At 64.2% G+C, this 22,090-nt stretch carries 23 protein-coding genes and 1 tRNA gene; 8 read left to right on the top strand and 16 right to left on the bottom strand.

The genetic code is table 11. The features are described from left to right. Positions 1 to 178: 178 nt before the first annotated feature. The 4 genes from BM193_RS16860 to BM193_RS16885 all read left to right on the top strand — a co-directional run bounded on the left by BM193_RS16860 (position 179) and on the right by BM193_RS16885 (position 2,769). Positions 179 to 691: a ClpXP protease specificity-enhancing factor gene (locus tag BM193_RS16860; RefSeq protein ID WP_092798643.1), complete on the top strand. Its 513-nt coding sequence runs from the start codon at positions 179 to 181 to the stop codon at positions 689 to 691. Between the two features lie 26 nt (positions 692 to 717). After that, positions 718 to 793: transfer RNA gene (locus BM193_RS16865), tRNA-Thr, on the top strand. Between the two features lie 485 nt (positions 794 to 1,278). Further along, a complete protein-coding gene (locus BM193_RS16875) occupies positions 1,279 to 1,857 on the top strand; it encodes a Panacea domain-containing protein (RefSeq protein WP_092799177.1) in 579 nt (192 codons plus the stop codon). A gap of 705 nt (positions 1,858 to 2,562) precedes the next feature. Further along, entirely contained in the window at positions 2,563 to 2,769 is a 207-nt protein-coding gene (locus BM193_RS16885) for a dodecin (protein ID WP_092798646.1), read from the top strand. 40 nt (positions 2,770 to 2,809) lie between these two features. Here the strand turns inward: BM193_RS16885 and BM193_RS16890 are convergent, their stop codons facing one another. Further along, on the bottom strand, positions 2,810 to 3,121 hold the full coding sequence (locus BM193_RS16890) for a hypothetical protein (protein WP_092798647.1): 312 nt from the start codon (positions 3,119 to 3,121) through the stop codon (positions 2,810 to 2,812). Positions 3,122 to 3,272: 151 nt separating this feature from the next. Here BM193_RS16890 and BM193_RS16895 point away from each other — a divergent pair, with 151 nt between their 5' ends. Both BM193_RS16895 and BM193_RS16900 read left to right on the top strand, forming a co-directional pair. After that, positions 3,273 to 3,647 carry a hypothetical protein gene (locus tag BM193_RS16895; protein WP_092798648.1) on the top strand — a complete coding sequence of 125 codons (375 nt, stop codon included), beginning with the start codon at positions 3,273 to 3,275 and terminating at the stop codon, positions 3,645 to 3,647. A 214-nt stretch (positions 3,648 to 3,861) separates the two neighbouring features. After that, positions 3,862 to 4,848: an EDSAP-1 family PEP-CTERM protein gene (locus BM193_RS16900; protein WP_092798649.1), complete on the top strand. Its 987-nt coding sequence runs from the start codon at positions 3,862 to 3,864 to the stop codon at positions 4,846 to 4,848. A gap of 65 nt (positions 4,849 to 4,913) precedes the next feature. On the opposite strand, the gene BM193_RS16905 is transcribed toward BM193_RS16900, so the two are convergent. The 14 genes from BM193_RS16905 to BM193_RS16970 all read right to left on the bottom strand — a co-directional run bounded on the left by BM193_RS16905 (position 4,914) and on the right by BM193_RS16970 (position 17,942). Then, positions 4,914 to 5,987, bottom strand: coding sequence for a LytR C-terminal domain-containing protein (locus tag BM193_RS16905; protein ID WP_092798650.1), 1,074 nt, complete (start codon positions 5,985 to 5,987; stop codon positions 4,914 to 4,916). A gap of 11 nt (positions 5,988 to 5,998) precedes the next feature. Beyond that, positions 5,999 to 6,937 (bottom strand): type II secretion system F family protein, encoded by a 939-nt coding sequence (locus BM193_RS16910; protein WP_092798651.1) that lies wholly within the window; start codon positions 6,935 to 6,937, stop codon positions 5,999 to 6,001. A gap of 28 nt (positions 6,938 to 6,965) precedes the next feature. After that, entirely contained in the window at positions 6,966 to 7,943 is a 978-nt protein-coding gene (locus tag BM193_RS16915) for a type II secretion system F family protein (protein WP_092798652.1), read from the bottom strand. A gap of 8 nt (positions 7,944 to 7,951) precedes the next feature. Further along, positions 7,952 to 9,298, bottom strand: a complete 1,347-nt coding sequence (locus BM193_RS16920; RefSeq protein WP_175533324.1) for a TadA family conjugal transfer-associated ATPase — start codon at positions 9,296 to 9,298, stop codon at positions 7,952 to 7,954. Between the two features lie 55 nt (positions 9,299 to 9,353). Next, positions 9,354 to 10,523 carry a CpaE/TadZ family protein gene (locus tag BM193_RS16925; protein WP_092798654.1) on the bottom strand — a complete coding sequence of 390 codons (1,170 nt, stop codon included), beginning with the start codon at positions 10,521 to 10,523 and terminating at the stop codon, positions 9,354 to 9,356. Positions 10,524 to 10,571: 48 nt separating this feature from the next. Continuing rightward, positions 10,572 to 11,168, bottom strand: a complete 597-nt coding sequence (locus tag BM193_RS16930; RefSeq protein ID WP_092798655.1) for a TadE/TadG family type IV pilus assembly protein — start codon at positions 11,166 to 11,168, stop codon at positions 10,572 to 10,574. After that, positions 11,158 to 11,640: a TadE/TadG family type IV pilus assembly protein gene (locus tag BM193_RS16935; RefSeq protein WP_092798656.1), complete on the bottom strand. Its 483-nt coding sequence runs from the start codon at positions 11,638 to 11,640 to the stop codon at positions 11,158 to 11,160. The genes BM193_RS16930 and BM193_RS16935 overlap by 11 nt, the downstream gene beginning before the upstream one ends. Continuing rightward, the gene (locus BM193_RS16940; protein WP_175533325.1) at positions 11,637 to 13,064 is read right to left on the bottom strand and encodes a pilus assembly protein TadG-related protein; all 1,428 of its coding nucleotides are present in this window, start codon (positions 13,062 to 13,064) and stop codon (positions 11,637 to 11,639) included. The genes BM193_RS16935 and BM193_RS16940 overlap by 4 nt, the downstream gene beginning before the upstream one ends. After that, on the bottom strand, positions 13,054 to 13,356 hold the full coding sequence (locus tag BM193_RS16945; protein WP_139176183.1) for a tRNA dimethylallyltransferase: 303 nt from the start codon (positions 13,354 to 13,356) through the stop codon (positions 13,054 to 13,056). Before BM193_RS16945 ends, BM193_RS16940 begins: the two co-directional genes overlap by 11 nt. A gap of 42 nt (positions 13,357 to 13,398) precedes the next feature. Next, positions 13,399 to 14,832, bottom strand: coding sequence for a type II and III secretion system protein family protein (locus tag BM193_RS16950; RefSeq protein ID WP_092798659.1), 1,434 nt, complete (start codon positions 14,830 to 14,832; stop codon positions 13,399 to 13,401). Positions 14,833 to 14,866: 34 nt separating this feature from the next. Further along, complete coding sequence (cpaB, locus tag BM193_RS16955; protein WP_092798660.1) at positions 14,867 to 15,709, bottom strand: Flp pilus assembly protein CpaB; 843 nt, start codon at positions 15,707 to 15,709, stop codon at positions 14,867 to 14,869. After that, positions 15,706 to 17,079: an ATPase gene (locus tag BM193_RS16960; RefSeq protein ID WP_092798661.1), complete on the bottom strand. Its 1,374-nt coding sequence runs from the start codon at positions 17,077 to 17,079 to the stop codon at positions 15,706 to 15,708. Before BM193_RS16960 ends, cpaB begins: the two co-directional genes overlap by 4 nt. 93 nt (positions 17,080 to 17,172) lie before the next feature. Then, positions 17,173 to 17,706 carry an A24 family peptidase gene (locus tag BM193_RS16965; protein WP_092798662.1) on the bottom strand — a complete coding sequence of 178 codons (534 nt, stop codon included), beginning with the start codon at positions 17,704 to 17,706 and terminating at the stop codon, positions 17,173 to 17,175. 53 nt (positions 17,707 to 17,759) lie between these two features. Then, positions 17,760 to 17,942: a Flp family type IVb pilin gene (locus BM193_RS16970; protein ID WP_092798663.1), complete on the bottom strand. Its 183-nt coding sequence runs from the start codon at positions 17,940 to 17,942 to the stop codon at positions 17,760 to 17,762. Between the two features lie 481 nt (positions 17,943 to 18,423). On the opposite strand from BM193_RS16970, the gene BM193_RS16975 reads away from it, so the two are divergent. Continuing rightward, positions 18,424 to 19,470, top strand: a complete 1,047-nt coding sequence (locus BM193_RS16975; RefSeq protein ID WP_092798664.1) for a GGDEF domain-containing protein — start codon at positions 18,424 to 18,426, stop codon at positions 19,468 to 19,470. Positions 19,471 to 19,586: 116 nt separating this feature from the next. Here BM193_RS16975 and BM193_RS16980 read toward each other — a convergent pair whose 3' ends face one another. Next, complete coding sequence (locus BM193_RS16980; protein WP_092798665.1) at positions 19,587 to 20,813, bottom strand: HD-GYP domain-containing protein; 1,227 nt, start codon at positions 20,811 to 20,813, stop codon at positions 19,587 to 19,589. A gap of 172 nt (positions 20,814 to 20,985) precedes the next feature. Here BM193_RS16980 and BM193_RS16985 point away from each other — a divergent pair, with 172 nt between their 5' ends. After that, positions 20,986 to 21,927: a LysR substrate-binding domain-containing protein gene (locus BM193_RS16985; protein WP_092798666.1), complete on the top strand. Its 942-nt coding sequence runs from the start codon at positions 20,986 to 20,988 to the stop codon at positions 21,925 to 21,927. Positions 21,928 to 22,090 lie beyond the last annotated feature (163 nt).

The raw sequence follows: 22,090 nt of genomic DNA on the forward strand, positions 1-22,090 counted from the left end.
CTCGCCGTACTCAGGTACGGCTGCGTTACTCAAGCCGCTATCGGGCTTGCGCGCGACGCTTTCCGGGGCATCTTGGGGCATGTGTTAAAGTTGCTTTTTGTGCTGTCCCAGTCTTTTGAATTACCGGTGCGCCCGCCTCATGCTTGACGGGGGGCGTACCCGCCTCACAGTGCCTATCATGTCTGAAATCTCAACCAAACCTTATATGCTGCGCGCCATCTACGAGTGGTGCACCGACAGCGGCTACACGCCTTATCTCGCGGTCAAAGTCGATTCGCGCACCACGGTACCGATGGAATACGTGAAAAAGGGCGAAATCGTGCTCAACATCAGCTTCGGCGCCACCAGCGGCCTGAAGATGGACAACGACGCCATCCGCTTCCACGCCCGCTTTGGCGGCGTCTCGCGCGAAATCTATGTGCCCGTCGACAACGTGATGGCCATCTACGCCAACGAAAACGGCCAGGGCATGGCCTTCGAGCCCGTGCTGGGCAACGATGATCCGGACGCGCAACCGACGGACAGCCCGGCCTCCGCCGACGTGCCGCCGCCAGTACCCGCCCCGTCCGCCAGCGCCCCGACCCTGTCGTCCGTGCCGACCGGTTCCCAAGAACAACGCGACAACGCCACGCCCGGCGACGACGAGCCACCAAAAAAAGGCGGCCGCCCGACCCTGACACGCATTAAATAGCGTATAATTCGCAACGCGCAGTTTTTGCCGACTTAGCTCATTTGGTAGAGCAGTTGATTTGTAATCATCAGGTGGCCAGTTCGAAACCGGCAGTCGGCACCAAGAATATCAAGGGCTTACAGAAATGTAAGCCCTTTTCTTTTAGGCCAGTAGCAAGCAAGTGACAACGCCAACTTATCGTTGCGCCTCTCTTGATTACAAGCAATCTCACCTCACGTACTACTTTCCAGCGTGGCTTCTTGTCGACGTTCCCGGCGAAGATAGGCATAAATCAGTGTGGTTTCCAGGCTGGTGCGCGGTGGAACCCTGTTTGCCGCATGACGACATGCAGAAGCACGTTGGCCGACCTCCCCGTCTAGCGGCAAAGCCATCCAGCCGATACGCTGGCGCTTATCGATTTCGTTTGACAATCATCAAAATTACTGTACATTTATACAGTTAAACTGATTTCATCCACTTTCCGCACATGTTGCATGGGCCAGAGCGTTATGCACGGCAATATGTTGACAGCGATGTACTTTGTGCGTAGATTGATCTCGAATAGCTATCCAAATTGCTCAAAATTGATGCGATGGAGGCTCAAAATTATGCAAAACTTATACTCCGAAAAGAAAGCCGCGCAGGTTGCCGCTTACTTCCTATTTCAAGCCCAAGGCCGCCTTCCTGTACTTAAGCTGATGAAGTTGCTTTATCTAGCAGAGCGGCGCTCATATGAGATGTACGGCGATCCGATCATTGGCGACAAGCTTGTTTCTATGGATCACGGACCTGTTCTGTCTCAAACATTGAATCGCATTAACGGAATGTCCTCATCTGAAGATAATGGGTGGGATGCGTGGATCGCGGATCGTGAGGACCATGCTGTGGCTTTGCGTGACGGAAGTCGGATTCGTTCGCCAGAGCAAGACCTTCTGGAATTATCTGAAGCCGAGTTTGAAGTTCTCGCAGAAACTTGGAAAGATTTTGGTCACTTGAGCAAATATCAGATTCGCGACCTCACTCACAAAATTTGCCCTGAGTGGGAAGATCCTGAAGGCTCATCAGTACCCATCACGTTAGAAAAATTGTTCGAAGTACTTAAATTTAATAATGAACAAGCACGGTTACTGAAAAAACAATTGCGCGAGCAGCAGGCGATCAACGCCGCTTTTACATCGGCGGCATGATGCCCGGCTGGTTACCTCGAGCCAAGGAAACACTACTCATACCATCTGGCCCTGGTGGTTTGTTTCATTTATTTGTAGTACTAAATGACCCAGCGCCCATCGATGGCTATCCTGACAATATGTGCGCGTTGGTATGCGTTTGTTCGACCTATCCGAACGTCCCGTTCGATGCAACTTGTGAGCTTCAGGTCGGAAGCCATCCTTTCGTAGAGCATCACAGTCACATCGCCTACAAGCATACTCGACTGGAGCCTGCGGCCACATTGTCGCAATTGGTGAAGAGCGGGGTATTTCGTGTGCACCGTCCTTGCGGAGACCCGCCTTTTTCAGAGATCAAAGCCGGGCTGAATGCATCGAAGTTCACAAAGGGTGCCTTCAAACGACTACCAATTTAGTTGTGTAGCTAACCTTTTTCTTCCCAGGCGCCTGCAGGATGCTCCTGGCGCCATTGACGCTCATGGCGACCCGAAGTGAGCGCATAGCGTGGGACGCAATGCAGACTATCTCCACCCACACGCCAACAAAACCAACTGAAGTCCCGGCTTTAACCGGCAGCAATGTTGTCAGCATGATGGCAGCCTTCGCCAGATTCGCAATCGCATTGCTGCACCGCGCAATGACTATCAGCACGTTTAGGCGCAAGATGGGCACGTGCTTGCGCAAAGCAGGCTACCGATGTCTGGCTTGCCTACCTGGGGAACCATCATGTCCGCACACACTTACAAGCTGATCGAACTAGTCGGCACGTCGACCGAGAGCAGTGATCAGGCGATACGCGATGCCATTGCCAAGGCCGCGCTGACGGTCAAGCACATGGACTGGTATGCAGTGACGGAATCGCGCGGGCATATCGTCGATGGCAAGGTGGCGCACTTCCAGGTCACGCTGAAGGTCGGCTTCCGGCTCGAATAAAGGGAGCGAATAAAGGGATCGAATAAGGCCGGCGGCGCGTTCAGCGCCTGCCAGGCACTGCCCGGCTCTCCAGCCACTCCCGGCCGCCGTTGTCGAGCGCGGCTTGAATCACCTTTTCCGGCAAGCTGTAGACGGTCGCCCAGCTGGCGCGGCCGTCCTGCGTGTTGGCGGGAAAGCTGTGCGTCTCGATGGGCCAGTGGTATTTGCGTTTCAGCGCCTTGACGATGGCGGCCAGCGAGACGCGGCCTTGCAGCGGTTCGGCGCCGGACTGGTCGCGGTTCGACAGCAGCACGGCCAGGACCTGGCCGCGGCCCGTGCGCGCGCCGGGGAAGGTGGGGGGTTTGTTTGCCATGGCCTATTTTACCGGGCGGGGCGCGGCGTGCCGCACCTTTGACATGGCGCAAGCGGCATATCCGCCTTGCGGCCACGATGGGTATTTCGCCAGGCGTGCCAGCGCCCCTACGGCAGCCTGGGCCTTACATCACGGGGCACAGGAGAACATCATGCACAGCCTCAACATCCACGCCATGCAATGGCAGCCCGTCGCCGATATTTCCGCCGTCAATCCGCTGCTGCCCGAGGACGTGGCCTGCTTTCGCGAATTGCGCGACGTGCTGCAACGCTATGGCGCGCTCGATCGCTTCGGCATTTCCCTGATCCACCGCCATTTCGACATCGCCGACGACGAGGAACTGATGGAGTACACGGATGCGTCACAGCGCACGCTGACGGTCAAACCTGTCAAGAAAAGCGACATCGACTGGCAGCACACGACGATTACCAACTGGAAATTGACGGAAGGCGAGGAAGTGGCGCGCATCGGTTGCGGCTGCGCGCGCAATTCCGGCGGCCACCTGGGCTATCACCGGGGGACATGAGGCGGTGCGCCGGCGCCGGCCAGGCGGCGTCGGCCTTTCTTACACCTTGCCACTTTCAGTCCAGTTCGCTTAGCGCAAGTAGTTGATTCGATGCGATTTTTTTGTGTGGCACGCAAGCTGCTTATCAACGTCTACGAGATGCATCCAGGCAGGTAGTCCTGGAGCGTCACCCCCGGATGTCACTTCCGACAATGACCACGATAATGAGGCTGCGATGAACGTCGATCACACACGAAGCAAGGCCCTGGGCTGGCTGGGCGCACTGGCGGCGGCAAGCCTGCTGGCCAGCGGCCAGGCGCATGCCGGCGCGTACGGCCTGGCCGTCAACGAGTTGAACAATTTCCGCATCACCACCAGCGCCGGGACCCTGTCGCTGGCCGGGGCCAACCGCAATGCCAGCGACAGCGCGTTTTTCGAAGGCGGCGTGGCCGTCAATCCGCGCGCCGTCAACACGGGGCCGGCCGCCAACGCCGACGTGCTGCAAGTGTGCTCGGGCAGCGGCTGCGGCGCCTCGCCGCAAAACCACTACGCGCCCACCGCCGCGCTGGAATTCGCCCGCGGCGATGCGCATGCCTTCGGCAACATGCTCACCGCCGCCGGCTCCACCGTCAGCGCCGTCTCGGAAGCCCAGCGCAACACGGTCGGTGCCGCGTCCGCCACGGCTGGCGATACGCTCACCGGCTCCATCAACCTGACCCTGTCGAGCGCCGGCTTCATCACCTTCAGCTTCATGGGACGGCGCGACCTGCTGGCCAACGTGACGACCATGGGCGACAAGTCGAACGTGTCGATCATGGATATCTTCAATATCTCGTGCAACACCGCCAGCCCCGTCGGCTGCCTGTCGAATGCGAATGCGGACGGCGTGATCTTCCAGTTCGCGCCCGATGGCGACCCGAACAATGGCAGCGACATCAACGGCAACCACACGGTGGGCAGCCTGGACCCGTTCAGCCTGAACATGACGGCCGGCACCAACGATCCCGCCACCGCGCGCGCCTTCACGAATGGCTTTGCGATGTTTTCCCTGACCTCGAATTTCGCCCTGCCCGCCGGCAGCTACACCTTGAATTTTTCCAAGTCCACGCGCACCGACATCGTCGTCATCGATCCCCTGGCCGTGCCGGAACCGGGCACGCTGTTCCTGCTGGGAACAGGCTTGGCCGCCCTGGCCTTTACGCGGCGGCGCCGGCCGCAATAAGCAGCGGCGCAATAAAACGCGGCGCCTGCGAAGGCGCCGCGTTTCTGTCTACCGGCTGAAACGTTTTAGCCCAGCCGCGCCAGCGCTTGGCGCGCCAGTTGCAGCTGCTGCACATAATAGCGGTGCAGCACGGCCGGGTCGCCCAGATCATGCCCGAGGATCAGCCGCAGCTCGCTGGCCGGACAGGCAGCGGGCACGGTCTGAACCTGGGGGCCCAGCTGACGGGCCAGCTGGCGCGCCGCCGGCTCCTGCGCGGGCCGGTATTCGACGCGCGTGTGCGTCACCTGGAAACCAGTCTCATTACCCAGGCGCACCACTTGCACGGGTCCGCCAGCCAGACTGCGCGCCAGCGCCGCGGCCATGCCGGGCACGCCATTGCCATTCAAGATTTCCAGGCGGGGACGCGGTGTGCTGGCCCCGGCGACCGGAGCGCTTGGCCGTGGCAGCGGAGCGGCGGGCAAGGCCGGCACGCGCTGCAAGCGGGCCATGCCGTCGCTCTGCGTGATCTCGATGCGTGCCATGGCGGGGGCGGCTTGCGCCTCCGCCGGTTCCGGTTGCGGCGCCGCAGCGGAATGCAGCAGGGCCACATCGCTGCGCAAGTCATGCTCCTGCAGGCTTTGCGCCTGGCGCCGCATGACGGCGGCCCGCTCGTGCTGGCCCAGCCGTTCCAGCACCAGCGCCAGATGCTGCCAGGCCAGCGCATTGAGCGGATCGAGCAGGCAGGCCTGTTCCAGCGCCGGTAACGCGAGCGCATCGCGTCCGCTCAGGTAATAGGCATGGCCGAGATTACTGAACAGATACGCCTGCTGCGGACGCGGCGCGCCGCCCTGCCGCGTCAAGGCCAGCCACTGGGCAATCGCCGCGTCATGCTCGCCCCGCTGCGCGTGCAGCACGGCCAGGCCGTTGCGCGCATTCACGTGCCGCGGCGCACGGCGCAAGGCCTGTTCATAGGCGGCCTGCGCCGCAGGCAGTTCGCCGGCGTCAAAATGCCGCCGGCCCGCCGCATAGGCAAGGTCGGCGAGGTCGGCAACGTCGGCGTCGGCCAGCGTTGGCAGCGGCGCCTGCGCCGTGTGGCTGGCGCAGGCGCCCAGGCCCAGGCAGGCGCAGGCGGCCGTCAAACGGGAAATCGTCCAGCGCATGATAGCTCCTTTCAGCGGTTGGCCATGGCTGGCACGAGCACGCGATAGACTTCGATCACGGCCGGCCCCATGAGCACCAGCATGAGGGTGGGAAAGACGCAAAAAATCAGCGGGAACAGCAATTTCAGGGCGATCTTCGCCGCCGCCTCCTCGGCCAGCAGGCTGCGCTTGCTGCGCAGGTTCTCCGAATGCACGCGCAGCGAATCGCCCATGCTGGTACCGAAGCGTTCCGATTGAATCAGCATGGCGACGAGGGTATCGACATCCTCCACGCCGCTGCGCAAGGCCAGGTTGCGCAGCGCCTTTTCCTTGGAAAAGCCGGCGCGCATTTCCATCAGCACCAGCTGCAACTCCTGCGCCAGCACCACGCTCTTGATGTGGATCTCGCCCGACACCTTGACCAGCGCGCGCTCCAGGCTCAGGCCCGCTTCCACGCACACCGTCAGCAAGTCGAGCGCATCGGGGATGTTTTCAAAGATGTCGCGCTGGCGCCGCTTGGCCGTACTGGCCAGCACCAGGTTCGGCAGGTAGTAGCCGACGGTGGCGCTGACGCACAGCAACAGCAGCAGCACGCTGCGCAGCTGGGCCGCCATGGCGCTGGCCGCGTACAGGCCCAGCATGGTGGGAAACAGCAGCGCCAGCACCGTCTTCGCCGCGAAATACAGGGCCGGCGCGCTGGCTTGCCGCCAGCCCGCGTTCATGAACCGCGTGCGCAGCGGCGAGCGCTCCCAGCCCTCTTCCGGCAGCGACAGCTTGCTGAAGGGCTGCGCCGCGCGCGCCACCCGCTCGACCCAGCCGCCGTCCGCTACCGCATCGCTGGCGGCCGGCGCCATGGAACCGAACAGGCGTTGGCGCAAGGTGCCGGGGAAAAAGATCAGCCACGCCAGCAGGGCCAGCGTCACCACCACGGCGAAGACGATCACGAGAAACAGCAGTTGTGCACCGGTCATGAAATAGGTCCTCTCCAATCGGCCCGCCCTAAATGCGGATACGGATCACCTTGCGCATCCAGACGACGCCCAATGCCACCATGCCCGCCGCATACCACAGCAATTTGATGCCGCTGGGATCGGTCCACAGCAGGCGGATGTATTGCGGATTGACCAGTGCCATGACGCCGATCATGACCACCGGCATCAGCCCCAGCACCCAGGCCGACATGCGCCCCTCGGCCGACAGCACGCGCACCTGTCCCAGCAGCTTCAGCCGGGAGCGGATGATGCGCGCGATGCTGACCAGCACTTCGGCCAGGTTGCCCCCCGATTCGCGCTGCACCAGCACGGCGATGACGAGGTAGCGCAAGTCCGTCAGCGGGATGCGCGCGGCCAGGTTTTGCAGCGCCTCGTTCATCGGCACGCCGTAATTGATCTCTTCGTGCGCCATCTTGAATTCGCCGCTGATCGGCTCACTGAGCTCGTCCCCGACCATTTGCAGCACGTTGGAAAACGAGTGGCCGGCGCGCAGGGCGCGGGCGAGGAAATCGGCCGCTTCCGGCAACTGCGCCTCGATCTTTTGCAGCCGCGCCGCCCGCGCGCGCAGCACGAACATGAGCGGTCCGCCACCGGCCACGCCCAGCAACAGCAGGGCACCCGGCAAAGGCATGTGCCAGACTGTCAACAGCAGCAGCGCCGCCAGCAGCAGGCCGCACGCGCCGCCGAGAAACTGCGCCACCGACCACGCCAGGCCCGATTGCAGCAGCAAGTGGTCCAGCTGCGCCGCATGCGGCGCGCGGCGCAGCATGCGGTCCAGGCCCGGCGCGCGCGCATAGCGGCGCTGCTTGAGGATGGACACCCGTTCGCTGCCCGCCTCGCCGCGCGCCGCCATCAGGCGCAGGCGCCGGTTGATGCGCCGCGCCGCGCTGCCGTGCGTGCCAGACCACCACAGCCAGGCCCCTTCCACCATCAGGATGCAGGCGGCGAACAGCAGCACGGCAAAGCCGTAGAAGACCAGGTCCATGCTGTCTCCTATTCGTAGATGCGGTCGGGGTCAAAGACGCTGTCCGGGACCGGCGCGCCAAACATGCGCAAACGCTCCGTGAAGCGGGGCCGCACGCCGGTGGCACAAAAGTGGCCCAGCACCTTGCCTTGGGCATCGACACCCGTCTGCTCGAAACGGAAAATCTCGTGCATGGCGATGATGTCGCCTTCCATGCCCGTCACCTCCTGCAGGCTGACCAGCTTGCGCGCGCCGTCCGTCAGGCGCGATACCTGCATCACCACCGTCACGGCCGAGCAGATCTGCTGGCGCGTGGCGCGCGGCGTCAGGTTCACGCTGGCCATGCCGACCATGTTTTCCAGCCGCGCCAGCGCATCGCGCGCCGTGTTCGAGTGGATCGTCGCCAGCGACCCCTCGTGGCCCGTGTTCATCGCCTGCAGCATGTCGAGCGCCTCGGCGCCGCGCACCTCGCCCAGGATGATGCGGTCGGGCCGCATGCGCAGCGCGTTGCGCACCAGCGCGCGCTGGCTCACTTCGCCCTTGCCCTCGATATTGGCGGGGCGCGTTTCCAGGCGCACCACGTGCGGCTGGCGCAGCGCCAGTTCGGCCGCATCCTCGATGGTGACGATGCGCTCGCTGCCGGGGATAAAGCCGGACAGCACGTTGAGCAGGGTCGTCTTGCCGCTGCCCGTGCCGCCCGAAATCAGGATATTGATCTTCGCCTGGCCCAGCGCCTGCAGCACCTGCACCATGGGCGGCGTCAGGCTCTTGTAGTCGAGCAGGTTGGCGATGGTCAAAGGCTGCACGGCAAAACGCCGGATCGACAGGATCGGGCCGTCCACGGCCAGCGGCGGAATGATGGCGTTCACGCGCGAGCCGTCGGGCAGGCGCGCGTCGACCATGGGACTCGATTCATCCACGCGCCGGCCCACGCGCGAGACGATCTTCTCGATGATCTTCATCAGGTGCGCATTGTCGTGGAAGGTCACTTCCGTCAGCTGCAGGCGCCCGCCCCGCTCGACGTAGACCTTGTCGTACGTATTGACGAGGATGTCGGAGACGCTGGCGTCGGCCAGCAAGGGTTCGAGCGGCCCGAAGCCCAGCATCTCGTGCTGGATGTCGAGCACCAGGCTATGCCGCTCGTGCTGGTTCAGCACGATGCGTTCTTCCTCGATGACGCGCTGTACCAGCAGCGCCAGCTCGTGCTTGAACTGCTCCGCCGTCAGGCGTTTCAAGCGTTCCAGGTCGATACGGTCGAGTATCGTCTGGTGCATGGTCTTTTTCAGCTCCTGGTAGGCGTGCAGCGCCAGCGCACCTTGCCCATTGCTGGCGGGGCGCAGCGTTTCATTTGCCGCCAGGCGTTCGCGTAAAGTCATCTCGGCTCCCATGATGGCTCCCGGCGGGAGCCTTGACATCTGCAGCTGCGGCGTCTCAGGCTTCGCTGCGGCTGAACAAGCGGTCGAACAGGCCCCGGCTCTCCGTCACGCGGCGCGCCGTCACCAGTTCCACCAGTTCGGCCAGGCTGCGCGCCACGGCGCTGGTGCGCGACAGCTGCAGCAGCGGTATGCCCTGGTTGACGGAATCGGTGGCGGCCAGGTAATCGTTGGGCACCGTGTGCACCACCTCGGCGCCCAGCGCCTGTTCCAGGTCCGCCAGGCGCAAGCGCCCGCCCTTTTCATAGCGGTTGACGATCAGGCGCAGGCGCTCGCCCGGATAGCCGAGCGAACGGAAGATGTCGAGCAGGCGGCGGCCGTCGCGGATGTCGGGCAGGGCCAGCTGCAGCACCGGATAGATGGCGTCCGCGTTGTCGAGCGCGCGCAGCGACAGGGCATCGATCTGGCGCCCCACGTCGAGCACGATGTAATCGTAATGCTGGCGCGCCACGGCGAGGATGCGGTCCATGTGCTCGGGCTGCATGTCGACCTTGTGCGCCGGGTCGTCGGCCGCCGCCAGCACGCCGAAATTGGGCGTCACGTGCACCAGGCACGAGGCGAGAAAGGCGCCATCCATGCGCGTGATTTGCGCGCAGATATCCGACAAGGTCATGCTCGGCTTCTGGTCCGAGACGTACAGGGTGGCGTCGCCGAACTGGCCGTGCAGGTCGATCAAGAGCACCTTGCAGCCAGCCAGGCTGGCCAGCGCATACGAAAAATTCGTCGACAAAAACGTGGCGCCGCTGCCGCCCTTGCACGAGATGAAGGCCAGTACCTTGCCGTCGCGCATTTGCGTCACGCCGGCCTGGATATCCACCCGGTCCATCGCTTCATGGAAAGCCTTGTGCACCAGCGGCAGTTGCAGCACCTCGCGCATGCCGGCGCGCATGGCGCGGATCAGCACATCCTGCTGCTGGCCCCGCGTGAGCAGCATCAGCACGGCCAGCGGATACTGGCGCGCCAGGCGCTCGAGCAAATCGGCCTCGTCGGCCTCGATGCCGCTGGCGTCGACGATCACCAGTTCCGGCGCCTCGGGCAGCATGCGTTCGACCGCATCGCGCAAACCGCTGCGCCGTTCCAGCAGGCGCAGCACAGGCATGCGCGCCGCGCCCTGCGCGGCGATTTCATCGTGCAAGCTGGCGTCGCGGCTGATCATCAAGGCTTTCATCGCACTTCCTTCAAGTCAATATGGTCGGCTTCGTCCTGGCGGCGGCGTTCAAGGACAGAAATTCGGGTTGTCCGGATAGCCCAGCGACTCGGCCACCGCCATGGTGGCGCCGTTCGGCAGGCGCACGGCCCCCGCGCCGGACGGAAACAGCAGCCCCAGCAAGGGCAGGATGGGCCGGTACGGCACGCTCTCGCAGCGCGCGCCATCACCGGGCACGCACAACCGGGCGCGCACGAAACGGATGCAGCTGGCGCCATGCGGATCGTTCAGGCAATTGATGCGGTTGCGCTGCGGGCAGCCCGGCAGCGCGTTCACCGGCAAGGCCGCGGGGACGCCATTGGCCAGCGACAGGTAATCGATGCGCACATAGGCATCGCTGATGCTCCCGCCCAACGGCAAGACGCCCGGGCCGGCGCGCAGCACGGCGCGCTCGCGCACGGCCTGCAAGGCGCTGGCGTTGCTGAAATCGGTGACGGCGGCGGCGCGCGCGGCACGCCGCGTCATCTCGTGCACCATGTTCCAGACATACACGGCGCGCGCCACTTCAAGCATGGCAAAGACAAACAAAAAGAACAGCAGCGCCAGCATGGCGAATTCGACGGCAAACACGCCACTCTGGCGCCGCTGGCGTGGTTTAATTGACATAGCGCAAGGTCGCGTTGGCACGCAGCGGTATCGACCACAGCTCGGGCATCCAGGCGCGCACCAGGTCGGGCAGGAAGCTGACGCGCATGTCCACGGCCACCTTGATGCGCACCTGCGTCGGCGCTTGGGCGAAGGTGCCGCAGTTATAGTCTTCGTCGAGATACAGGCAGTTCAGGCTGACGCTGACGGTCTTCATCTGTGGCGCCGTGTCCGCCATCGCATCGACCACCATTTGCCGCGCAAACGCGCCGTGCTGCGCAGCGGTGTCCGCATTCGCCATCTGCGGCAGCGGCAAGGTGGCCATGTAGCGCGCCGCGTCGTGCACGCCTTTCTGCAAGGCGGTGTAAGCGAGGAACGCGCGGCCGAACAGCAGCACCACGGGTAGCAGCCCCATGAAGAACAGCATGATCAGCGCCAGCTCGATGGCCGCCAGGCCGCCCTGGCGCCGCGCCGCGCGGCATGGCGGCCTCATCGCAGCAACTCCGCCGGTCCGGCCAGCGTGCCTTCGGCCACCACGCCGGCAAATTCGGCGCTCAGGACGCCATTGCTGGCCGGCGCCGTCATGTAGAAGCGGCCGATGCCCTGTACGTGGGCCAGCACGTCGCTGCCGGCCGGTACGGGGCAGGCCAGCAAGGCGATATGCAGCGCGCGCCGCAAGGCCACGCCCGTGTTGCCAAGCGGCGCCGTCTGGAACCCCGACGCCAGGTACGGGGTGCCGCTGGTCGGATAGCCGGCCTTGGCGACGGGCGCGGCCGGGGTCGCCGGATACAGCTTGGCCCAGTCGCCGGGCGCAAACGGCAGGTAGCCACCGGCCGGCTTGGTGCTGCTGTATTTCGCCGCCCTGGTAAACGACCACAGCGGTCCATAGCTGCCAAGCGCCGGCGGTGTCGCGGGTGTCTCGGGGTCGGCCACGGACAGCAGGGGATTGCCGCTGCTGAGCGCGCTGGGCGCGTCAGGCGTATTTGTCATCCACCAGTTCGCGGCCGTATTCGGAAAGACGCGGACATTCGCGTCGGGCGGCGCGGTGACAGCGTGGCAGCCGCTACCCGCGTGCAGGTTGAAGCGTGCGTTGAAGGCCGGCCACAGTGCGGCGGGAAACGGCCGGTGTACGTGCACTGCCGCACTGCCGATATGCGGGTACAGCACGCTGCCCGTGCAGACGAAGGGCAAGATGGCGGCATCGCTGACCTGCGCCGGCGTTCCCAAGGTACCCGGCTGGCCCAGGGGATTGAGCACGAAGTGTTCGGCCGCCGGACCGTGTGGATTGAGCTTCAACAGGTTATACGCGACGCCGCGGCGAAAACCGTATTCCAGCAATTCATCCGGCGACAGGCCGGCATTCTTGCGTGGACTGGCCGCGAGGTTGGACAGCGCGCAAACGGCCAACGGGGCCAGGTGCAAGCTGGTCCGGCCGGCCACGGCGCGCGCCCGCGTATCGAGCGTGCGCAGCGCTGGCGACCAGGCGCCCAGGAAGGCGGTCGCCACTTTCCCCAGCGCCGGGTCGTTGGCTTGCGTATCGATGCGCACGAACAGGGCCGTGGCGGGATCGGGCACGCTGCCCGCCGCATGCCACTCGCTGGCGGGCGCGTCAACGGCGCTGGCAAAACGGATGCTGGCATCCGACAAAATGGCGCCTTCCGTGCGGCGCAGGTAGGCGCTCTTGTCGGCCGCGCTGCTCCTGGCTTTCGTCACGGCGGCGAGCAAGCCGTCGGACGTGCCCACCAGTTCCGCCGCTGCCGCCATCGCCGCGTTATCGGCCAGGTTCTGCAGTTCGGTCTTGCGGCCGATGACTTGCCCCACGTCGAGCGCCAGGCCGATAAAGCCCAGTATCACGATGAGCAGGATGGAAAAGGCGATGATCATCGCGCCGCGCTGGCCCTGGCGTCTATTTGCCATTGCCGCCCCCCAGCATGAACTGCACCGGCTGCGGCGCCTGGCCATTCGGCTCGACAAACGAGGCGCGATAGCGCTGCATGGCGGCGTGCGCGCTGGGACCGTCCAGTCCGTCGGCAGGCGTGCGGTTGCCGGCGCCGGCCGGATAGCGCACCTGCTGCGTCATGACCAGGCGCACCGCGTCGCCAAAACGCTGGTCCAGTTGTGGCGTGCTGCTGTGCGCACAAGCGGCCAGCAGCAGCACCGGCACCAGCACCGCCAGGCGCCGCGGCAAACTCTCTAGCAATGTCGGCATGGCATGGCTCCCCGTGTCATTGGCACTCATTCATTGCAACGTTCATTTCAACTCGAAACCACCGGCCGCGCGCGGCGCCGGCGCTGGCAACGACGCCTTCGGCGGCGGGCCTTCCATCATGCCGCCCAACATCAGGTCCTTGCGCGAAGGCGGCGTCAGCTGCGCCGTCGGCAGCAGCGTATCGGACGGCAGGGGTTTCACCAGATGCGCGGTGATGACAAACAACAGTTCCGTGCGGTCATGTTGGAAGTCCGTGCTGCGAAACAAGGCACCGAGAATCGGCACTTCACTGAGCCATGGCACGCCCGTGATATTGCTCACCTGGTTGTTCTTGATCAGGCCGCCGATGGCGTAGCTCTGGCCATCGAACAGCTGCACCGTGGTCGACGCGCGCCGCGTGGTGATCACCGGCAGGATCGAACGCCCGCTCACCCCGGCGGCGGAAATGCCCACGCCTTCGCGCGACAATTCCGACACTTCCGGCGCCACCTTCAGATTGATGCGTCCGCCCGACAGCACGGTGGGCGTGAAACGCAGGCCGACGCCGTATTCGCGCTCTTCCAGCGTGATCTTGTTGTTGTCCTGGCCGACGGGAATGAAGATCTTGCCGCCGGCCAGAAAACTGCCCTCCTGCCCGCTGATCGCCATCACCGTCGGCTCGGCCAGGATACGCACCAGGCCATCCTGCTTCTGCGCCTCGATGGTCAGTTTCTGGCCGTTCGACTTGCGCACGTCGAGCATGCCATTCGCCGTGCCGCTGAGGAAATTCGACAGCAAGGTGGTGGCCCAGCTGCCCGAGGCAAAGCGCAAGGTGGCGCCCACTTCCAGGCGCTCCAGCAGGGACTTCGACACTTCGGCGATCTGCACGGCCAGCATCACTTGCTGCGGCGCGCTGACGTCGAGCATATTGATGATGCGGCTGTTCGGCGTGGCCGAGCCGCCGGCCGCCACGGCCGGCGGCGGCACGGCGCTGCCATCGGCCGGCTTGGGCAGGGCCAGCGGCACGGTAGCGCGGCGCACATAGGCATGCGCCAGCTCGACGGCGCGCAGCACGGCGCCCGCATCCTGCACCGTGCCCGACAGCACCAGGGTATCGGCCACGGCCGTGACGCGGATGGCTTTTTCTTCCGGCATCAGGGCCGCCAGGGTGGCCTGCAGGCCGGCCGGGTCCATGCTGACGCTGACGTTGACCACGCTGCACACGCCGCTCTTGCCCTGGATAATCATGTTCGTGCTGCCCACGTCGACGCCCACCACGTACAAGGTATCGGGCGCCACCAGCATGGCTTGCAGCACGGCCGGATTGCCGACGCTGCGCGCCAGCACCGCCTCGGGCAGGCGCAGCATGCTCGACTTGCCCACCTGCAGCTGCAGATTGCCGGGCGTGGCCGCCTCGCCTCCGCAGCGGGGACCGGAATCGGCCGCGGCGCTGGCAAGCGGCAGCAAACAGCACAGTGTCAGCAGGGCGCGGTTCATGTGAGCGTATCCATGGTTAATCAGGACTGCAGGCTTAAAAACATTCGCGCGACTGGCGCGTACCATCGATGACGCCGCTGCACTGGCGCTGCACCGCCTGCGCCACGCGGGCCGGGCGCGGCGCCACGGCAACGGCGGGCGCGGCACTCTCGGGCTCGGGTTCGGCCGCACCGCCCAGCAAGGTCAGCTTGGTGGCGCCTGTCGTCACGCCCGGCTGCGGATCGACCTGGTTGCGCAGCACCAGCGACAGGGTGCCCACGCTGCGCGCCAGGTCCAGGTTTTCCGCCTGTTCCGGCGTCACTTCCAGCGTCACCGCATTGACCACGCGCGGCTTGGTCTCGTCGCGCCCCACTTCCTGCGCCACGGCCAGCACCAGGATGCGCTCGAGCACGATCTTGGAAATGCTGCGTCCCTGCCCGCTTCCCCGCTCGCCGCCATCCTCATGGGTACTCACGATGATGTCGACATAGTTGCCCGGCAAGGCGAAACCGGCCACGCCGATCACGTCATTGACACGCACGGTGATGGCGCGCCGCCCTTCCGTGATCAGGGCCGACAGGCCGCCCAGGGTGCCGGCCGGCGCCAGCTTGGCCTCGCTCAAGGGTTCACCGCGCAGCACGCTGGTTTTCAGCACGCGACCCGCCAGTTTCGCCGGGTCTTGCAGCGCGCCCTGCGGCAAGCTTTCCGCCGGCCATTCGGCCAGGCGCAGCATCTCCGGTGTCAGGCGCTGGCCCAGGTTGACATCGCTGGCGGCGACGACGATCTTGCCCTTGCCGGCCGGTGTCTGACGCAGCAGCCAGTGCGAGGCCAGCAGCACGGCAAGCAGGCCCAGCACGACCGCCATGGCCATCATCAAGAGGGCGCGCCGGTTTTTCATGCGATACGCTCGCACAGGCTGGTGGCCGGCATGTCACAGCTGGCAAACAGGCTGTTCCAGGCTTGCTCCACGCTCGCCACGGTCAGCTGCGCGTCGCTGCCGGCAAAACCGGCGAAGTCGGCGATACGCGCCAGCAATTCATGGGGATAGCTGGCCAGCAGGGGACGTCCTTGCGCGCCATGCAACTGCTGCATCAGGTAATTCAGGGCCAGCTCGTCGAACGCGATGCCCGCCACCCGGCACTGCTGGCGGAACAGGGCGCGATACGCGCTGTCGGCCAGCGGCCCCACCCGCACCTTGTAGCCGATGCGGCGCAGCAAGGCGGCATCCAACAGCTCGCCGGGCGCCAGATTCGTGGCCAGCACCAGCGCACTGTCGAACGGCACGCCGATATGCACGCCGCCCGGCAAGCTCAGCTGGTCGACGCCGCGCGCCAGCGGCTGCATCAGCCGCGTCAGCAATTCCGGCGCACCGAGACGCTGGCGGCCCAGGTCATCGACGATCAGCATGCCGTTATTGGCCCGCACATGGGCCGGCGCCTGGTAGCAGCCGCCGCTGGCGTCCTGGCGCAGCTCCAGCATGCCGGCGTCGAGTTCGGCCCCGACGTGGATCACCGGACGCTGGCACAGCACCCAGCGGATATCCGTGCTGCGCCGCTCCAGCGCCTGGCGCGCATGGCTGACATGCTGCGGCGCCGGCGGCAGGTGCTGCGCCGCATCGTATAGCTGGATGATGTCCTGGCCGACGACGATGGCGTAGGGCACGGCCACCAGGCCATGCAGCAACTGTCCCAGCTGCAGCGCCAGCGTCGACTTGCCGCTGCCGGGCGGGCCGTACAGCAGCAGCGAGCGTCCCGAATGCAGGGCCGCGCCCACCATGTCGAGCATGCCCGGCCCCGCATGGGCGCCGCCCAGCACGGCCGCCAGGTCATCGCTGGCGACGCGCTGTTCCTGCGCCTGCCACGACTGGCGCGCCACCATGGCGCGGTAGGCTTCCAGCGTGACGGGCGCGGCGCCGATGTAGGCGCAGCGCTCGAGGAAGGCGCCGGCGCGCTGCTTGCCCGCGCCCGTCAGCTGATACTGCACGTCGATATCGGACTCGCCGCGCCAGGCCACTTCCGCCATCTGCTCCGTCACCATGAAATCGAGCACTTCGCGCAAGACATTGATCGACAGGCGCAGGCGCGTGGTCAGTACCGACAGGTGCGTCTTGCCGCCCACAAACATGAGCTTGGCGATCAGCTCGACCACCAGTTGCCGTTCCAGCCCCGTTTCACGCAGGCTCTTCGGCTGCGGCGGCAAGGGCGGCATCAGGTTCGCGTCGGCGGGGCGCGGCATACTCTCGGTGCTGGAATAGTCGACCTCGGTCATGCTGTGTCTCCAAGCCGGTGAAGGCTGCGTTGAACAGATTTCATTCTAGCGAGCAGGTGTCAGCGCCCATTGATCAAGAGCAATGAATACCACTCAGAAATAATTGCGACCTTGTACCGCCAGGCTGCCCAGGGCAATCGCCAGTCCGTAGGGCATGTTGCCCACGCTGGCCTGCTCAGCCAGTGCGGCGGGCGCCAGGGGAATGCCGGCCGTGCGCGCGATCATCGGCCACAGCAGCTGGCGCAGATTGCGCAGACAGGCGCGCCACTTGCCCTGATACGTGATCATCAGCACGGCCATCACGCCACCGAGCACAAAGGTGGCGAAACAGATCTGCAGCACCGGCCATGGCCCCGCGAAGGCGCCCACCATGGCGATCAATTTGACGTCGCCGGCGGCCATGCCGCGCAGCACGTACAACGGCAGAAACAGGAAAAATCCCGTGGCCATGCCGCCCAGCCACAGCGGCGCCACTTGTTGCGGCCACAGCCACCCATGCAGGGCCAGCGCGGCCACGATGCCGGATAGCACCAGCGCATTCGGGATCTTGCGGCGGATCAAATCACTGACGGCGGCGGCTGTCACAAAGCACAGCAGCAGCAGATCGCACAAGGCATAGGCAGGCATGCGACACCTCCTGAAAAAAACCCGCCACCGGCCGGCCAGTGGCGGGCACCCGCTTAGGGCGTCAACACCAGGTTCGCAGAAATGTCGGTGAGGACGGTCAGCAAGTTGGTCTTGATCAGCAAGAAACCGGCAGTGATGGCGGTGGCCATCAATGCCGCGATCAGGCCGTATTCGATTGCCGTAATGCCATCCTCATCCTTGACAAACTGCTGTACCGCCGACAGGAAGGTATGCATGACAAGCTCCCAAAAGTGAATCACAAGTCCCTGGCGCAATCGGGTGTGAAACATTGCCCATTCCTGCTAATATGTTTCCTGCCGTAAATTTCTGCGCCATTGCATTGACTATAAAGCGCCCACGTTTTGGCAAATTGACGCGTCACAAGTTTCCATATGGAAATTATCAAACCTGGTTGAAATGACGGTTGTCGCAAACAAATGTTGCGATGAAGATTGAAAGCCTTCGTCAGGGCAAGGTTTTTGCAACGCCATGCAGGAATCTCATGTATTTACATGAAATATTGCATACGTTAATTGCCTATTAGGCAAAAAGACATTATCCTGCTTAGCTCTTCTTTGGAAAGGCCTCTCGCCCGGCGGTACAGAGCGTCATGCCACCAAATAAATCTTGGCTTCTTGTAGACGGACGCGAACATGCTCTTGCTTGATGCAATGCTGGTATGACGACACTTGTGTGACTACTTTCCAGAGAACGACAATGGATTCCCTACTGAAACACATGGTGGACATGACAGGGCACCGCGATCACACGATGCTCGACATTTCCGTGATCTCGGCGGTTCAGGAACTCGCTTCCGCGTCGCAGACCCGTGTGCTGGCGCTGACCACCGTGCGTGGCCAGGTATTCGTGCGTTCGCGGGCCATCATCGTGGCGGGCAGCGTGGCCCGCATGGAAGACAATGCCGACCCTGCACTGCCGGGTGAGCCGCTGTCGGAGTATCCGGCATTGGCCGCCTGCCTGGCGCGCCACGAAGCGAGCGCCGATGCCCTGTGCGCCGATGGCCGCCACCTGCTGTGGCTGCCCATCTGGATCGGCGACCAGGTCACCACCTGCCTGGAAATCACCAATCCCACGCCCTACACGGGCGCCACCATCCAGGTGATCGGCGGCATCGTCAGCGTGTACCGCAACTTCCAGAACCTGCTCGACTACAGCGAACGCGATTCGCTCACCGGTTTGTTGAACCGCAAGACCTTCGATGACCAGCTGGCGAAAATATTGCAGAGCCGTGGCGAGCCGGAAACGGACAAGCCGCGTCCCGTCGATGAAGAGAGGCGCCAGCATACGGATACGGAGCGGCAATGGCTGGCCGTGATCGACGTCGACCATTTCAAGCTGGTCAACGACAAATTCGGCCATCTGTACGGCGATGAAGTGCTGATCCTGATCGCCAACCAGCTGCAATCGTCGTTCCGCTCGCAGGACCGCATCTTCCGCTTCGGCGGCGAGGAATTCGTCGTGCTGCTGCGCTCGATCACGCTGGAAAATGCGCAAAAAATCATCGACCGCTTCCGCACCAACGTGGAAGCGCACGACTTCCCGCAAGTGGGCAGAGTGACCGTCAGCGTGGGCTATGTCAGCATCACGGCCTTCGAAGCGCCCGTCATCATCCTCGGCCGCGCCGACCAGGCCTTGTATTACGCCAAGAGCCATGGCCGCAACCTGGCCTGCCACTACGATGAATTGGTGGCGAAAGGCATGCTGACAACGATTGCCTCGAACGATACGGCGGAATTTTTCTGATCGCCTGAGGATGGGCGTCTGAGCGCCCATGGCGGCGTGGCGGGCGCTACTGCCTTCGCGCCAGCGCCTTGCCCTGCACGTTTGTCAGGCGCTCCTTTTCAAAGAACCCACACCGCTCATGCATCGGCCAGCGACAAAAAGCGCATGGGATCGACCTGCCACTTGGCGGCCGATTCATGGCTGACAATCTTGTCGGCGCCGCCAAAGCCGAAGCCGCGCGACAGGTCGACCGTCTCGGGCTTGATGTAGGTCTTGCTCTTGGTACTGAAAAACACATTCACTTTCGGCGCCAGCAGATTGCTTTCGTGCGCCTCGATGACGACGGCCAGGCGGCCCGATTCGAGCATCACCATGGTGCCGACCGGATAGATGCCCACGCAGCGCATGAAGTCTTGCGCAAACACGGGATTGAAATGGAATTTGCTCCATTCGTAGATCTTGCGCAAGGCCTCGGCGGCGGGGATGCCCTTGTGATAGCTGCGGTCCGACGTCAGCGCGTCATACACGTCGACGATGGCGGCCATTTGCGCCAGCTCGCTGATGGCGTCGCCGGTCAGCTGGTCCGGATAGCCGCTGCCGTCGCGCCGTTCGTGGTGGTGCAGGGTGATGTCGAGCGGAATCGGCCCCACCTCGGGCGACTGGCGCAGGATCTCGTAGCCATCGCGCGGATGGCGCTTGATCTGCGCGAATTCTTCCGGACTCAAGGGACCGGGTTTGTTCAGCACGCCATCGGGCACGAGCGCCTTGCCCGTATCGTGCAGCAAGCCACCCAGGCCCGCCTGGTGCGTGGTGGCCGCATCGATGCCGCGCGAGCGGCAAAACGCCACCAGCAGCGCGCACACGCTGACGGAATGCAGGAAGGTGTAATCATCCTTGGTCTTGATGCGCAACAAACCAACAAGGGCACCGGGATTGCGCAGGATCGATTCGGTGATATCTTGCACCGTGTGCTGCACGCGGTCGAGCTCAACGGCCTTGCCCAGGCGCACATCGGCCATCACCGTGCGCACCAGGCTCGCCGCCTGCTGGCGCACCTGGGTGGCGCGCGCCAGTTCCATGCCCAGCGACACGCGCGTGACCACCTGCGGCGCGCTGACGATCTGCACCAGTTCGCGCTCGGTGGCGGCCTGGGCCTGCGCCACGGTGGGCGCGTCCTGCACGTCGAGTCCCTTGCCGCTGTCGATCACCACGTCGTGGATGCCGGCCTGGATGATCTTGCGGATCTCGTCCTCGCTGCGCAACAGGAAACGGTTGCGCACGAAGGGATGCGTCATCCAGTCGCAACTGAGATCATGGATGTACATGCCCACTTTTAATTGCGCGGCGTCGACTTTCTTGAGCATGCTTTCATCCCACAAGTAACGGCTGGAGCACCGAAGGCGCTAGAATGAGTATAACAAAATTGTTATTTTGCAGGCCGCGTTCGGCGCTGCGGCGCAACACCCTGTTTTTTCCACTTACCGCCCTGCTGCCGGCGCACTTGCCGCAGCGGCGCACGCACCGCTGCCGGGATCCATGGAACTACGCCAACTACGCTACTTTGTTGCCATCGTCGACCACGGCTCGCTGTCGCGCGCGGCCCTGATCCTGCACGTGGCGCAGCCGGCCCTGACGCAGCAGCTGCGCCAGCTGGAAGAGGAACTGGGCGTGCAGCTGCTGCACCGCTCGGCGCAAGGCGTGCTCAGCACCGATGCGGGCAAGATCTTTTACGAGCACGCGCAAGCGATCCTGAAACAGGTGGCGGATGCCCGCTCGGCCGTCACGCAAAGCGCCGCGCGGCCATCCGGCAATGTCACCTTGGGCTTGCCGCACAGCATCTCCGGTGCGCTGGCCCTGCCCCTGCTGCTGGCCGCGCGCGCGCGCTACCCCGAGATCACCCTGCAGCTGACGGAAGAAATCACGGGCAACCTCAATGAGCAGCTGAAATCGGGCCGCATCAACCTGGCCGTGCTGTTCGATGATGGCCAGCTGACGCCCTTCGCCTGCAGCCCGCTGGTGGAAGAGGAGATGTGTTTCATTTGCCGCAGCGATTCGCCGTTCGCGCCCGACGGCACCGGCGTGTCCTTCCAGCAGGCGCTGGCCGCCACCCTGATCCTGCCGGGCCTGCAGCATGGCGTGCGCCCGCGCATCGACAGCCGCGCCCGCGAACTGGGCCTGGCGGCGGCGAACATCATCGAAATCAACTCCATCGCCATCCTGAAATCGGCCATCCTGGCCGGCATGGGCGCCACCATCCTGCCCGCCGCGCCGCTGCTGGCCGAGCTGAAAAGCGGCGCCATGCGCAGCTACGCCATCCACAGCCCGACCCTGTCGCGCTCGGTGGCCCTGTGCGCCTCGAAGAACATCCCCCTCACCAATGCAGGCACGGCCGTGAAAAACCTCGTGCTGCAAGTGGCCGCCGAGCTCTGCCAGAGTGGCCAGTGGGTGGGGGCCCACGTGCTCTCGCCTACGGCATAAGAATTTCTTATACCCCTATCGGCAAAGCGTATTTGCCCCTTCCGCTTCCCCGTTCTACACTGACCCCGTCAACTATTTTAAATTTAAAATAGTGATGTGCCGCCCACATGCGGCCAGCCCGTCTGCACAGTGCGCGCCTTACCGGGCGCGCCCCGAGTACAGC

The organism is Janthinobacterium sp. 344, assembly GCF_900112025.1.
GTDB lineage: Bacteria > Pseudomonadota > Gammaproteobacteria > Burkholderiales > Burkholderiaceae_D > Janthinobacterium.